This window comes from Arthrobacter agilis (assembly GCF_030816075.1).
GTDB classification, from domain to species: Bacteria; Actinomycetota; Actinomycetes; order Actinomycetales; family Micrococcaceae; genus Arthrobacter_D; species Arthrobacter_D agilis_E.
Window position 1 is genome coordinate 3000364 of the sequence record NZ_JAUSXO010000001.1, and the last position, 12284, is coordinate 3012647.

15 protein-coding genes and 1 tRNA gene are annotated in these 12284 nt (G+C 70.6%); 12 read left to right on the forward strand and 4 right to left on the reverse strand.

Annotated features, from left to right (window positions below; translation table 11 throughout):
• The first annotated feature begins 21 nt into the window (after window positions 1-21).
• Complete coding sequence (locus tag QFZ50_RS14050; RefSeq protein ID WP_307085164.1) at window positions 22-684, forward strand: alpha-ketoglutarate-dependent dioxygenase AlkB family protein; 663 nt, start codon at window positions 22-24, stop codon at window positions 682-684.
• Window positions 685-714: 30 nt separating this feature from the next.
• On the opposite strand, the gene QFZ50_RS14055 is transcribed toward QFZ50_RS14050, so the two are convergent.
• Both QFZ50_RS14055 and QFZ50_RS14060 read right to left on the reverse strand, forming a co-directional pair.
• A complete protein-coding gene (locus QFZ50_RS14055; protein WP_307085166.1) occupies window positions 715-1221 on the reverse strand; it encodes a mycothiol transferase in 507 nt (168 codons plus the stop codon).
• Window positions 1218-1883 carry a GNAT family N-acetyltransferase gene (locus tag QFZ50_RS14060; RefSeq protein ID WP_307085168.1) on the reverse strand — a complete coding sequence of 222 codons (666 nt, stop codon included), beginning with the start codon at window positions 1881-1883 and terminating at the stop codon, window positions 1218-1220. Before QFZ50_RS14060 ends, QFZ50_RS14055 begins: the two co-directional genes overlap by 4 nt.
• Before the next feature lie 167 nt (window positions 1884-2050).
• Between QFZ50_RS14060 and QFZ50_RS14065 the strand changes: the two genes are divergently transcribed.
• Window positions 2051-3340 carry an alpha-hydroxy acid oxidase gene (locus QFZ50_RS14065; RefSeq protein WP_307085169.1) on the forward strand — a complete coding sequence of 430 codons (1290 nt, stop codon included), beginning with the start codon at window positions 2051-2053 and terminating at the stop codon, window positions 3338-3340.
• A 142-nt stretch (window positions 3341-3482) separates the two neighbouring features.
• Window positions 3483-3782: a hypothetical protein gene (locus QFZ50_RS14070; protein ID WP_307085171.1), complete on the forward strand. Its 300-nt coding sequence runs from the start codon at window positions 3483-3485 to the stop codon at window positions 3780-3782.
• Window positions 3783-3851: 69 nt separating this feature from the next.
• Here QFZ50_RS14070 and QFZ50_RS14075 read toward each other — a convergent pair whose 3' ends face one another.
• A complete protein-coding gene (locus tag QFZ50_RS14075) occupies window positions 3852-4154 on the reverse strand; it encodes a DUF4193 domain-containing protein (protein ID WP_307085173.1) in 303 nt (100 codons plus the stop codon).
• Between the two features lie 304 nt (window positions 4155-4458).
• On the opposite strand from QFZ50_RS14075, the gene QFZ50_RS14080 reads away from it, so the two are divergent.
• From QFZ50_RS14080 to QFZ50_RS14105, 6 genes are all read left to right on the forward strand, one after another.
• Complete coding sequence (locus QFZ50_RS14080; protein ID WP_307085175.1) at window positions 4459-4887, forward strand: DUF2243 domain-containing protein; 429 nt, start codon at window positions 4459-4461, stop codon at window positions 4885-4887.
• On the forward strand, window positions 4880-5716 hold the full coding sequence (locus tag QFZ50_RS14085) for a cytochrome c oxidase assembly protein (protein ID WP_307085177.1): 837 nt from the start codon (window positions 4880-4882) through the stop codon (window positions 5714-5716). The genes QFZ50_RS14080 and QFZ50_RS14085 overlap by 8 nt, the downstream gene beginning before the upstream one ends.
• A 226-nt stretch (window positions 5717-5942) precedes the next feature.
• Window positions 5943-6374: a hypothetical protein gene (locus QFZ50_RS14090; protein ID WP_307085179.1), complete on the forward strand. Its 432-nt coding sequence runs from the start codon at window positions 5943-5945 to the stop codon at window positions 6372-6374.
• Window positions 6375-6448: 74 nt separating this feature from the next.
• Window positions 6449-7765 (forward strand): alpha-amylase family glycosyl hydrolase, encoded by a 1317-nt coding sequence (locus tag QFZ50_RS14095; protein ID WP_307085181.1) that lies wholly within the window; start codon window positions 6449-6451, stop codon window positions 7763-7765.
• An 85-nt stretch (window positions 7766-7850) separates the two neighbouring features.
• Window positions 7851-8111 (forward strand): hypothetical protein, encoded by a 261-nt coding sequence (locus QFZ50_RS14100; protein ID WP_307085182.1) that lies wholly within the window; start codon window positions 7851-7853, stop codon window positions 8109-8111.
• Between the two features lie 72 nt (window positions 8112-8183).
• Window positions 8184-8684, forward strand: coding sequence for a DUF5684 domain-containing protein (locus QFZ50_RS14105; protein ID WP_307085184.1), 501 nt, complete (start codon window positions 8184-8186; stop codon window positions 8682-8684).
• 121 nt (window positions 8685-8805) lie between these two features.
• Here QFZ50_RS14105 and QFZ50_RS14110 read toward each other — a convergent pair.
• Window positions 8806-8878: transfer RNA gene (locus tag QFZ50_RS14110), tRNA-Ala, on the reverse strand.
• A 112-nt stretch (window positions 8879-8990) separates the two neighbouring features.
• Here QFZ50_RS14110 and QFZ50_RS14115 point away from each other — a divergent pair.
• From QFZ50_RS14115 to QFZ50_RS14125, 3 genes are all read left to right on the forward strand, one after another.
• Window positions 8991-10538 (forward strand): DHA2 family efflux MFS transporter permease subunit, encoded by a 1548-nt coding sequence (locus QFZ50_RS14115; RefSeq protein WP_307085186.1) that lies wholly within the window; start codon window positions 8991-8993, stop codon window positions 10536-10538.
• Window positions 10539-10574: 36 nt separating this feature from the next.
• A complete protein-coding gene (locus tag QFZ50_RS14120) occupies window positions 10575-12068 on the forward strand; it encodes a S10 family peptidase (RefSeq protein ID WP_307085188.1) in 1494 nt (497 codons plus the stop codon).
• 65 nt (window positions 12069-12133) lie between these two features.
• A complete protein-coding gene (locus QFZ50_RS14125) occupies window positions 12134-12256 on the forward strand; it encodes a hypothetical protein (RefSeq protein WP_307085190.1) in 123 nt (40 codons plus the stop codon).
• The last annotated feature ends 28 nt before the right edge of the window (window positions 12257-12284 follow it).

A 12284-nucleotide genomic window follows, 5' to 3' on the forward strand; every position in this document is an offset into this window, starting at 1 on the left:
GCCGCGGCGCACAATGGGGAGGTGAGCGAATCGACCGACGCCCTGATCCCCCGCCCGCGCCGGGTGCTGGCGCCCGGCGCCGTCCACCTCCCCGGCTGGCTCACCCCCGACCGCCAGCGTGAACTCGTGACCCTCTGCCGTGCCTGGGCGAGCGGGCCGGTCCCCATGCGCGCCGTGACGATGCCGAACGGCGGCGTGATGTCCGTGAAGAGCGTGAGCCTCGGCTGGCACTGGCTCCCCTACCGGTACAGCCGTACGGCCGACGACGTCGGAGGCGGCGCCGTCGCACCGTTCCCCGACGTACTCCGCACCCTGGGACGGGACGCCGTCACCGCCGCCTGCGGGCCGGAGGAGGGCGCCGCCTACGAGCCCGACGCCGCGCTGGTCAACTACTACGACGACGCCGCGAAGATGGGCATGCACCAGGACCGGGAGGAGCGCCTGAACGCGCCCGTGGTGTCGCTCAGCCTCGGCTCGTCGTGCGTGTTCCGGTTCGGCAACACGGAGAACCGGAACCGCCCCTGGCAGGACGTGGAGCTCGTCTCGGGCGATCTCTTCGTGTTCAGCGGCCCGTCACGCTTCGCCTACCACGGCGTGCAGAAGATCCTCCCGGACACGGCGCCCTCCGGGATCGGCTTCGACGGCCGGCTCAACATCACGCTGCGGCAGACCGGCCTGGCCTAGGGCGGGGCACCGCACGCGGTGCCCCGGGGGTCAGGCGAGGATGATGCCCCGCGCGTACGCGGCCTGCCCCGCGTGCTGGACGGCGTCGTCGATCACGCTCACGAGCCGGACGAGCAGTGTCACCGGCGGGTCCCAGCGTTCGTCGACCACGCGGGCGAGCTCCTCGTCGTCGAGCCCCGCCACCAGGTCCTCGGAAAGCGCATGGACGGCGTCGAAATAGTCGAGCAGCTGCTGTGCCGAGCCGACCCTGACGGCGTCCACCTGGTCGGACGAGTGGCCGTATCCGGTGTCGTCGCGGTCGAGCGGGAGCTCCCAGCGCTCGGCATAGCCCCTCGCGAGCCACAACTGGTCGTGGCCGAACGCCTCGGCGAAGTGACTGTCCTCCACGCGCGTGAGGTGCCAGACGAGCCAGGCGATCGAATTCGCGGATCCGCCCGGGCGGAGGGCCAGCTGATCCGCGTCGAGACCGTCGACGGCGCCGCGCACCAGATCGGGCAGGCGGCCGAACGCCTCGGAGAGCACCTCGACCGACGTCATCGCGGGTCCTGCCCGGTCGCCCCGGCCCGGGAGCCCATGAGCAGCCTGAACCGGCGTCGCCGGCCCGCGGGGATGAGCGGGAGGAACCGAGGGTGGTCGGCCAGGAACTCCCGGGCCTCGGGGCAGCAGGGGATCACGGCGAGCCGCCGGCGGTGCGCCTCGAGGAGCACGGACCGCAGCAGGACCGTCTCGAGGCCCAGCCGCCGGAACCGCGGATCGACGACGACATGGAGCAGCCGGATCTGCCCGCCCCGCATCTCGTACTGCAGGTACCCGGCCATGACCCCGTCACGGTAGAGCTCGAAGCGGGAGAACAGGGCGTTGTCGCGGAACGTCCCGGCGGCGTCCTCCGCGGCCGGGAGGGCCGCGGCCCGGCGCTCACGCCGTTCGAGCTCCTCCACGAGGGCGTCGTACTGCTCCCGGGTCTCGAGCGACGATCCGGTCGTGTCCAGCAGCTGGTACGTGCGGTCGCAGAGCCGGCGCAGCTGCCGGGTGGGGAGCGCCCCCAGGTCGGCGGGGATCGTGGCCTCCGCGCCGGGTGCCCCGGCGTCGGGCCGCGCAGGCCGTGCCACCCGGGAGGCGGGCGCCTCCCGCCGGCGGCCGGGGTCATCGAATATCGGCGGAAAGGTGTTCATGGCGTGCTCCACATAGGGCGGGTGCATGGCCTCCTTCTCGACCAGTCCCTGCAGTCTAGGGGGCCCGGACGTCGCCCGTCAGGACGGCGTCCGACGGGCGGAACCCGTTGATCCCGACCCGCACCCGCGGTAGGGCCGGTGCCGCGGGTCTAGGATCTGAGGTCTGACGGCCCGACGACGAGCAAAGGCACACCATGCAGCACCCCTCCACTCCACCGATCCCTCCGGCCCTGCGGCGGCGGGTCCCCAAGGTCGCGGACCTCGCCCCGCTGATGCAGTTCAAGAAGCCGCAGTTCGGCACCGCCGCACGGCTCCGCCGCGCCAACACCATCTGGGATCTCCGCGACCTGGCGAAGCGGCGCACACCCACGGCGCCCTTCGACTACACCGACGGGGCGGCCGAGGCGGAGATCTCCCTCGGCCGCGCCCGCGATGCCTTCCTCGACCTCGAGTTCCGGCCGGGGATCCTCCGGGACGTCCGGACCGTCAGCACAGCGACGCCGGTCCTCGGGAAGGAGTCCGCCCTGCCGTTCGGGATCGCGCCGACCGGCTTCACGCGCATGATGCAGTCGGAGGGCGAGTACGCCGGATCGCAGGCGGCCGCGGCGGCAGGCATCCCCTACACCCTGTCCACCATGGGCACGGCATCCATCGAGGACGTGGCACAGGCCGCCCCCGGCGGGCGCAACTGGTTCCAGCTGTACCTCTGGACGGACCGGGACCGTTCCCTGGAACTCATCGGCCGCGCCGCGGCCGCCGGGAACGACACCCTCATGGTCACCGTGGACACCGCCGTCGCCGGCGCCCGCCTCCGCGATGTCCGCAACGGCATGACCATCCCGCCCGCCCTGACCCTCAGGACCGTGGTCGACGCCTCCTACCGGCCCGCCTGGTGGTTCAACTTCCTCACGCGCGAGCCGCTCGCCTTCGCCTCGCTCTCGCGCTACTCGGGTACGGTCGCGGACCTCATCAACTCGATGTTCGACCCGACCCTCACCTTCGACGACCTGGACTGGCTGCGGAGCGCCTGGAAGGGAAACCTCGTGGTCAAGGGCATCCAGACGCTCGACGACGCGAAGAAGGCGGTGGATCACGGCGCCGACGGCATCGTGCTGTCCAACCACGGCGGGCGGCAACTCGACCGGGCGCCCGTCCCGCTGCACCTCCTGCCCCGGGTGGCCGCCGAGCTCAAGGGCAAGACGGACATCATCCTCGACACGGGCATCATGAGCGGCGGCGACATCGTCGCCGCCCTGGCGCTCGGCGCGGACTTCACCCTGATCGGACGCGCCTACCTGTACGGGCTCATGGCCGGCGGCCGCCAGGGCGTGGACCGCACCATCGAGATCCTCGGCACGCAGACCGCCCGCACCCTGCAGCTCCTCGGCGTGAACCGGATCGGCGACCTCACCCCGGACCACGTACGGCTGCTCGGCAGCGCGAGCACCGGCACCGGCCGGCCCGAGGCAGCGATGACCCCCTGAGTCCGCGGGCCGGGAAGCGTTCCGTCTCCATCCCTGTCCCGGACACGGGAAATGCCTTGTCAGGGCGTTATCATTCATCCAGTGGTACTGCCTGGGGGCGGGCCCGAAAGAGTCTGGGGAGACGAATATGGAGCGTAGGCGGATGCATTATCCGTTGCGTTATCGGCGCGCGCGATCACTGCTGTACGTGATCGGGCTGTTCTGGCTGTGGCTGTGGCTCGGGAGCGCCGCGCTGATCGCCGGCCTCCACCACTCTCCGGTGCATGCCGTCCTCGCGACGTACGCGCTCGCCGTCGTCGTCCTCGTGTCGATCCCCGCGGCCGTGCTCGCGGTGATCCGGATGATCCTCACCCACCCGCGCCGTCACGCCGACGTCGTGCCCCTGAAACCGCACCAGCCGGGCGAGCCGGCCCACTGGTGGTACGGCGAGAAAGCCTCCTGACCCTTCCGGACGGACACCGACGGCGCCCTCCGTCCGGAGCGCGCCGTCCGCGGGTCCGGGACCGGGCGTCTAGCCCTCGCAGTCGGTGCAGTACTGCCGGCCGTCCTTCTCGAGCGCGATCTGGCTGCGGTGCCGGACCAGGAAGCAGGAGGCGCAGGTGAATTCGTCCTCCTGCGGCGGGATCACCTGGATGAGGAGTTCCTCGCCGGACAGGTCGGCGCCGGGAAGGTCGATGCCCTCGGCCGTATCGCCGTCCTCGATGTCGACCGACGCCGACTGGGCATTGCTGCCGCGGTTCGCCTGGAGCTCCTCGAGGGACTCCGCTTCCTTCTCCTCGTCGTTGTTGCGCGGTGCGTCGTAGTCCGTTGCCATGCTGCTGCCGTTCTTCGTGGGGGATCCTCGTGCCCGTGGGGGCTCGTGCAGCATTCGAGTCTAGTGGTCGGATCCGCCCCGGATCCCGGTTCTGCCGCTTCCGTGATGCTCGTCATACCGCCACGGGACGCGTCCTGCGGCAGGCATCCCCACCCCCGAAAGGGGTGGACGGTCCGGGCGCGCCGCTGGCAGGCTGGAGGGGTCCCACCCTCCGACGACGGGGAACCCCATCACTTCGTCCACCAGACCACCGATTCCTGCCGGGCAGGACGACGGCGCCGTACTCGGGCGCCGCAATGTGCTGGTGGGCGTCCTGTTCGGCTGCGGGATCGTCGCGTTCGTCGACGAGGCGGTCTTCCACCAGCTCCTCCACTGGCACCACTTCTACGATCGCTCGACGCAGGCCGCCGGTCTCGTGTCCGACGGCGTCTTCCACGCCTTCAGCTGGTTCGCCACCGTGGCGTCGCTCTTCCTCTTCGCCGACCTGAGACGGCGGGGCGCCCTCTCCACGCGCCGGTGGCTGGCCGGCATCCTCCTGGGCGTCGGCGGCTTCCAGCTGTTCGACGGCCTGGTGCAGCACAAGCTCCTCGGGCTGCACGAGATCCGCTACGACGTGGACCTCCTGCCCTACGACCTCGCCTGGAACGGCGCCGCGCTGGTGATCCTGGTGGCAGGGGCGTTCCTGCTCCGCTCCGTCCGGCGGGCCGGGCGGCGTCCGGCCCGCGATGACTGAGGACTCCCACCACCCGGGCGGTGCCGACGCCGGCACCGGGGCCCTCGGCATGTTCGCGCAGGACACCGCCGTCGTCCTCGTGTGGCTCGGGCTCGCGGTCCTCTACCTGCTCGCCGGACGTGCAGCCGCCCTGCGCGGCCGCACCGGCTGGCCACCCGTCCGCACCGCCGCCTGGCTGACCGGGACCGGGCTGGGCCTCGCGGCGACGGCCGGTCCCCTCGCCCGGGCTGCCGACAGCAGTTTCACGGCGCACACGGCGGTCCACCTCCTCCTCGGGATGCTCGTCCCGCTGCTGCTCGTCCTCGGCGCCCCCATGACCGCCGCCCTGCGGGCCGTGCCCGTGGCGGTGGGGCGGCGCCTCACGCGCCTCGCCGGGTCGGCACCCGTGCGCCTGGTCTCCCACCCGCTGGTGGCCGCCCTGATCACCACGGCCCCGATGGCCCTCCTGTACTGGGATGCCGCGGCCCTCACCCTGCTCCACCATCCCGTGGTCGGGCCCCTGCTGCATGTCCACTTCGTCGCGGCGGGCGCGCTCTTCGCGTACGCCGTCGTCGGCGTGGACGCCGATCCGCACCGGGCAGCGGCATGGGTGAGGGGTGCTGTGATCACCGCGAGCATCGCGGCGCACGCCGTGATCGCGAAACACCTCTACGCCTCGGCGGGTCAGGCCGGCCGGCCCGCGGACACGGAGCAGGCGGCACAGCTGATGTACTACGGCGGCGATGCCGTGCACGTGCTGCTGCTCGGCGTGTTCTGCGCCCAGGTGTACCGGAGGAGCGGGCGGCTCCTGCGGCGCACGGCCTCGCCCCCATCGGGGCGCCTCGCGTAGCCCTGCCGGAGCGGCCGTCCGCACAGCGCAGGACACCCGTGCGGGGCCCTGCAGGGCGAGCCCTGCACCTCGGCGACCGGAGATCTGCCGCCGCCACGAAGGGCTTTCTCGGCCTCACCGCCACTCGTTTCCCGGAGTGGACAGAAGTAGCTCAGCCCGCATATAACTAGTTTACCGAACTAGTTAACAGAGTGGTTCCTATTTCTGATCGAAAGGTGAGAGAGCCATGACGCAGGCCATCATTGATGTCATCGGTGCCGGAGATGTCGCCCTGGGGTCCCCCCTCCACTGCGGCGAACCCATGACCCTGCGCGAGACCTCCTACCGCGGATCCTCCTACGGCATGGTGTCGCAGCCGGCCTCCCGGGACGACGTCGAACTCGTCTGGGCCTGCGCATGCGGCTTCCAGCTGTCCCACGAGGAGCCCAGGGAGCTCGCCTACCCCCTCTCCCCCGCCCTGCACCGCGTCGCCGCCGCCGCAGCGGACCTCGAGTCCATCCACTGGCAGCTGGACCAGCTGACGGGAGAGCTCGAGGCCGCGGTCCTGCAGGCCGCCGACGCCGGTGCGGCCATCATCGACATCGCCGAGGCCGCGCAGCTCGACCCGGCCGAGGTCCAGCAGCTCGCCGCGGGCGGTCACCTGCTCGACGTAGGCTAGGCGGCACGGCTGCCTTCCGGGGCCCGCCGGCATCCTGCCCGTGACGGGCCCGCGCAAGGGAAGGCAGCATCACCATGGACGAGCCCCACTGGGTGGAGCACGCGATCTGGTGGCAGGTGTACCCCCTGGGCTTCACCGGCGCCGAGAAGAGCGCCACCGAGGACCCCGCGGCCGCGCACCGGCTGCTGGCCCTGGTGCCGTGGCTCGACTACGCGGTGGACCTCGGGGCCTCGGGGCTCGCCCTCGGCCCGGTGTTCGCCTCCGAGACGCACGGCTACGACACCACGGACTACTTCCGGATCGATCCCCGGCTCGGGACCCTCGAGGACTTCGACGTGCTCGTCGCGGAGGCGCACCGGCGCGGACTCCGGATCCTGCTCGACGGCGTCTTCAACCACACGGGGCGTTCGTTCGGCCCGTTCCAGGAGGTCCTCGCGCACGGTCCCGGTGCCGCCACGGCGTCCTGGTTCTCCCTCGACTGGTCCGGGGCTGCCGGCGCGGAGCCGGCGTACCGCGACTTCGAGGGCCATCACCACCTCGTGGCGCTCGATCACCACGAGCCGGCCGTCGCCGACTTCGTCGTCGAGGTCATGGAGTACTGGCTGGCGCGGGGCGCCGACGGCTGGCGGCTCGACGCGGCGTACGCCGTCCCGTCGTCGTTCTGGGCCGCGGTGACGGCCCGTGTCCGTTCGTCGCATCCCGACGCCTACTTCGTGGGCGAGTACATCCACGGCGACTACGCAGCGGAGGTGCAGCGCGGCGGGATCGACTCGACCACGCAGTACGAGCTGTGGAAGGCCGTGTGGAGCTCGCTCAACGACGCCAACCTCTTCGAACTCGCCGCCGCGCTGGAACGGCACAACGCGCTCCTGCGGTCCTTCGCGCCGCTGACCTTCATCGGGAACCATGACGTCACGCGGATCGCGAGCAGGCTCGAGGACCCCGACCTGCTGGCGCACGCCGTCGTCGTGCTGTTCACCGTCGGCGGGACGCCCTCCATCTACTACGGGGACGAGCAGGGCTACCGCGGCATCAAGGAGGACAGGGCCGGAGGCGACGACGACGTGCGGCCGCTCTTCCCGGCCACCCCGGAGGACCTCTCCCTCGTGGGGCGGCCGGTGTACGAGCTGCACCAGCAGCTCATCGGCGTGCGACGACGCCACCCGTGGCTGCACCGCGCGACCAGCGAGGTGCTGCACCTGTCCAACGAGGTGCTCGTCTACCGCGTGGCCGACGGCGACGACGCGCTGGTCGTGGCGCTCAATCTCTCGCGCGGAGACCGGAGCGTCCACATCGAGGGCGCCGGATCGGTGCTCGCCGGGCAGGGCGCCGTCGACGCCGCTGCGCGGCAGGTGCGGTTACCGGCGCGCGGCTGGGCCGTCCTGGGGTGAGGCCCTCCTCACCGATCCCCTCGATCCACGCCACGGTTCCGCCACCAAGGGGATAATGGGTCCAGGCACAGCGGAGGAGGACGGCATGCGCGCGGACGAACAGGACACCACGACGGTCGACTTCACGCCCTGGCCACGGCCCGTGCCGTCCCATGTGCTCGGCGGCGTCAAGAAGCTGCTGCTCGTCACTGCCATCCTCGTGGGAGTGCACCAGCTGTTCCCCGCGACGACGCTCGGATCCTCCCTCAGCAGCACCTTCACCCTCCTCGTGATGATGTCCTGGCTCAGCCCCCTGGCTCGGATCCTCGCGGCGCGGCCCTGGGTGCGGAAGGCCCCCGAGGAGTAGGCCCGCGGCGCGACACGGACCCGTCATCCGCTGTTCGTCACGAATTCATTAAAACCCCGTATGGTTCGCCGTATGACACTTACCAGCGCCCTTGCCTCCGGCATGCTCCCGGCGATGACCTCCACCGCCACCACCACCGATCCGGCCGCAGCCGCCGCCGGCCTCTTCGGCGGACTCATCGGCGCCGTCCTCGGCATCCTGATCGCCGGCTTCTCCCTGATGGGCATCTTCACCAAGGCCGGCGAGCCCAAGTGGGCCGCATTCGTCCCGCTCTACAACATGATCGTGCTGCTGCGGATCTCCGGACTCTCACCGTGGCTGGTCATCCTGGCGTTCATCCCCGTCGCGAACATCGTGTTCGTCGTGCTGCTCTCGATCAACCTCGCGAAGGTGTTCGGCAGGGGCGTCGGGACGGTCCTCCTGCTCGTGTTCTTCAGCACCATCATGGACTTCGTCCTCTCCTACGGCAGCGCGCGCTACCTCGGCCGCGAGGCGGCCCGCCACCCGCTCGGCCAGGCACCCCAGCAGGGCGGCGCACCCGACGCCTACCCCGTGGGCCAGTACGGGTCCTGATCCCTCCGACCGCCCGGACCGCCGGCTGCCCGGATCGCCCGGGTCGCCCGGATCACTCGGGCCGCTGACGCAAGAAGCGAGGCCCCTGGGAACAGGAGCCTCGCTTCTTTCTCGGAAACCGTGGAGCTTAGGGGAATCGAACCCCTGACCTTTTCATTGCGAACGAAACGCTCTACCAACTGAGCTAAAGCCCCGGATACCACTTCCGAACACCAACACTGTACCTGCGAGGAGCGCCTTAGCCCAAAGTCGCGCGGGGCGGGCATCAGGACCGGGAGTGTCAGGGGCCGGGCGTAGTCTTCTCCCATGTCCACCAACCCCTCCCAGGCGGCTCCTGCCCTGCCCCAGAACGACGTGAGGCCCTGGCCGGCCCTGTGGTCGCTCGTCATCGGCTTCTTCATGATCCTCGTCGACTCGACGATCGTGTCGGTCGCCACCCCGGCCATCATGGAGGGCCTGGGGGCCGGCATCGACAACGTCATCTGGGTGACCAGCGCCTACCTGCTGGCCTACGCCGTGCCGCTGCTCGTGGCCGGACGGCTCGGCGACCGGTTCGGCCCGAAGCGCGTCTACCTGGTGGGACTCGTGGTCTTCACCCTCTCGAGCGCCTGGTGCGGCCTGTCCGGCACCGTGGAGGCGCTCATCGTCGCCCGTGTGCTGCAGGGCCTGGGCGCCGCGCTCATGACGCCGCAGACCATGTCCGTCATCACCCGTATCTTCCCGCCCGAGCGCCGCGGCGCCGCGATGGGCCTGTGGGGATCGGTCGCCGGCATCGCCACCCTCGTCGGACCCATCCTCGGCGGTGTGCTCGTCGATTCCGCCGGATGGGAGTGGATCTTCTTCATCAACGTGCCGGTCGGTGTCGTCGGTTTCATCCTCGCCGCCCGCCTCGTCCCCACCCTGCCGACGACGTCGCACCGCTTCGACATGCTCGGCGTGTTCCTCAGCGCGGCCGGCCTCTTCTGCCTGGTGTTCGGCATCCAGGAGGGTGAGAGCTACGACTGGGGCACCATCGCCGGGCCCCTGTCGGTGTGGTCGCTGATCATCACCGGGATCGTCCTGCTCGTGGCCTTCGTGGTGTGGCAGAGGATCAACCGCGGCGAGCCCCTTGTCCCGCTCACGCTGTTCCGTGACCGCAACTTCTCCCTGGCGAACACCTCGATCACCGCCATGGGCTTCGCGATCACCACCATGACGCTGCCGCTGATGCTCTACGCGCAGACGGTCCGCGGGCTCTCCCCGACCCAGGCCGCGCTCCTGCTGACACCGATGGCCGTCATCTCGGGCGTCCTCGCACCCTTCGTCGGCAAGTACGTGCAGCGGAGCAACCCCAAGTACATCGCCATCGCCGGGTTCGCGGGCATGTCGGCCTCACTGTTCTGGATGGGCTCGATCCTCACCCCGGACGTCCCGATCTGGCAGCTCCTGCTGCCGGTCTCACTGCTCGGCCTCTCCAGCGCCGGCATCTGGGCGCCGGTCTCCCTGACGGCCACCCGCAATCTCGCCCCGTCGCTGGCGGGCGCCGGCTCGGGTGTCTACAACACCACCCGCCAGATGGGCGCCGTCCTCGGCAGCGCGGCGATCGCGGCCGTGATGCAGTCGCGCCTCATGACCAACCTGGGTGGCGGCGGCATGAGCGCCACCCCGTCCGCGGCGCTGCCTGACGAGGCCAAGGCCGGGTACGCCCTGTCGATGGGCCAGTCGCTCTACCTTCCCGCCATCGTCATCATCATCGGCTTCGCGGCCGCCCTGTTCTTCGCCAGGCCCCAGCAGAACGGCGTGTGGGACAAGGACGCGGGCGCAGTCGGCGCGGCACCGGCGGATCGTCGCGAGGTGACACCCGCCGACACGTAGGCCGTTGCCTCGGCGAACTACCGGTAGGCTCGAGCCATGGCTGATGAGACGAAGGACACATCCGGGGACACCGCGAACGACGCGAAGGACGCCGGGGCACCCGGAGGCAAGGACGTGTCCGACGACTTCACCGTCCGGGAGCACACCTCCCCCTCCGGCCTGCGGTACACGACCACCACCGGGCGTCTCGTGCTGCGGCGCGAGGAGACCAAGGACGGCAAGTCCGAGGGCTTCAAGCCGAAGGCGGAGATCTTCATCGTGGCCTACACGAAGCAGGACGCCGAGCCCGGCCGCCCCGTGACCTTCGCCTTCAACGGCGGCCCCGGCTCGGCCTCCGTCTGGCTGCACCTGGGGCTCCTCGGGCCCCGCCTCGTCGATTCCGGCGACGTCGGGGCGATGACCCCGGCACCCTTCGGTCTCGTCGACAACCCCGACTCCCTGCTCGAGTCCAGCGACCTGGTCCTGATCGATCCGGTGAGCACGGGCTACTCGCGCGTGGTGGAAGGCGAGAAGACCGACGAGTTCCATGCCTTCGTGCAGGACCGGGACCTCGTCGCGGAGGTCATCCGCCTCTGGACCACGCGCAACAACCGCTGGCTCGCTCCGAAGTACCTCGTCGGGGAGTCCTACGGCACGCTCCGCGCCGTCGCGGTGGCCGGGCGCCTCTTCGATGCGTACGGCATGGCGGTGAACGGGCTGGGACTCATCTCCACGGTGCTCAACATGTCCACCCTGCGCTTCTTCCCCGGCAGCGACCTCCCCTACGCGCTGCACCTGCCCACGTACGCGGCGATCGCCCACTACCACGGCCGCCACGGCGACCGGGAGCTGACCGAGGTGGTCCGCGAGGCGGAGGAGTACGCGGCCCGGGACTTCGGCTACGCCCTCACCCAGGGCAACCGGCTGACCGCCGAGGAGCGTGAGGAGGTGGTGGCCAGGCTGCACGCCATCACCACCCTGGACGAGGGATTCATCCGCCGTACGGACCTCCGCTGGGCCTACCACGAGTTCGCCGCGGAGATCCTTCGCGGTGAAGGGCTCGCCGTCGGGCGGATCGATGGGCGCTTCGCCGCCCGCCCGGAACACCTGCAGTCCTCGGACTCGACGGACGATCCGAGCATGCGGGCCATCACGGGGCCTTACTCCGCCGCCATGAACCACTATGTGCGCGCCGAGCTCGGGTACGAGAACGATCTCCCCTACGAGATCCTCACCGCCCGGGTGCAGCCCTGGAGCTACCGCACCTTCGAGGGCGCACCCGTGGACGTCTCGGGAGTCCTGGAGCGGCTGCTCGTCCACAACCCCACCCTCCGCGTGCACGTCGACTACGGGTACCACGACGGCGCCACGCCCCACTTCGCCGCCGAGTACGTGTGGGCCCACATGGACCTCGACGACGCCGCCCGCGCCCGCTTCACACACCACTACCACGAGGCCGGTCACATGATGTACCTCAACCCGGTAGCACGGCAGGCGCAGCTGCGCGCCCTGAAGGCGTTCGTCAGCGAGGGTCGGGCCGGCGAGGAATAGTAAGTAGGATGATGAATATGCCCGGTGGTGATCGTCTCCGCCGGTCCCGACCGTAAGGACGCATCATGCTGAAGAAGATCCTCTGGGCGCTGGTCCCCGTCATCGCCTCCCGCGTGCTGAACAGCCGCCGTGCAGGCCAGCAGCCCCGTGCCGACAAGACCCGGTACAACGGCCGGTTCGGCAGGTAGGCAGCTCCCGGCGCCGGAGCAGGAGCCG

Coding starts and splice junctions, on each gene's coding strand:
- QFZ50_RS14055 (WP_307085166.1), bottom strand. CDS start 1,221: ATGACGTCGGTCGAGGTGCTCTCCGAGGCGTTCGGCCGCCTGCCCGAT.
- QFZ50_RS14060 (WP_307085168.1), bottom strand. CDS start 1,883: ATGCACCCGCCCTATGTGGAGCACGCCATGAACACCTTTCCGCCGATA.
- QFZ50_RS14065 (WP_307085169.1), top strand. CDS start 2,051: ATGCAGCACCCCTCCACTCCACCGATCCCTCCGGCCCTGCGGCGGCGG.
- QFZ50_RS14070 (WP_307085171.1), top strand. CDS start 3,483: ATGCATTATCCGTTGCGTTATCGGCGCGCGCGATCACTGCTGTACGTG.
- QFZ50_RS14075 (WP_307085173.1), bottom strand. CDS start 4,154: ATGGCAACGGACTACGACGCACCGCGCAACAACGACGAGGAGAAGGAA.
- QFZ50_RS14085 (WP_307085177.1), top strand. CDS start 4,880: ATGACTGAGGACTCCCACCACCCGGGCGGTGCCGACGCCGGCACCGGG.
- QFZ50_RS14090 (WP_307085179.1), top strand. CDS start 5,943: ATGACGCAGGCCATCATTGATGTCATCGGTGCCGGAGATGTCGCCCTG.
- QFZ50_RS14095 (WP_307085181.1), top strand. CDS start 6,449: ATGGACGAGCCCCACTGGGTGGAGCACGCGATCTGGTGGCAGGTGTAC.
- QFZ50_RS14100 (WP_307085182.1), top strand. CDS start 7,851: ATGCGCGCGGACGAACAGGACACCACGACGGTCGACTTCACGCCCTGG.
- QFZ50_RS14105 (WP_307085184.1), top strand. CDS start 8,184: ATGACACTTACCAGCGCCCTTGCCTCCGGCATGCTCCCGGCGATGACC.
- QFZ50_RS14115 (WP_307085186.1), top strand. CDS start 8,991: ATGTCCACCAACCCCTCCCAGGCGGCTCCTGCCCTGCCCCAGAACGAC.
- QFZ50_RS14120 (WP_307085188.1), top strand. CDS start 10,575: ATGGCTGATGAGACGAAGGACACATCCGGGGACACCGCGAACGACGCG.
- QFZ50_RS14125 (WP_307085190.1), top strand. CDS start 12,134: ATGCTGAAGAAGATCCTCTGGGCGCTGGTCCCCGTCATCGCCTCCCGC.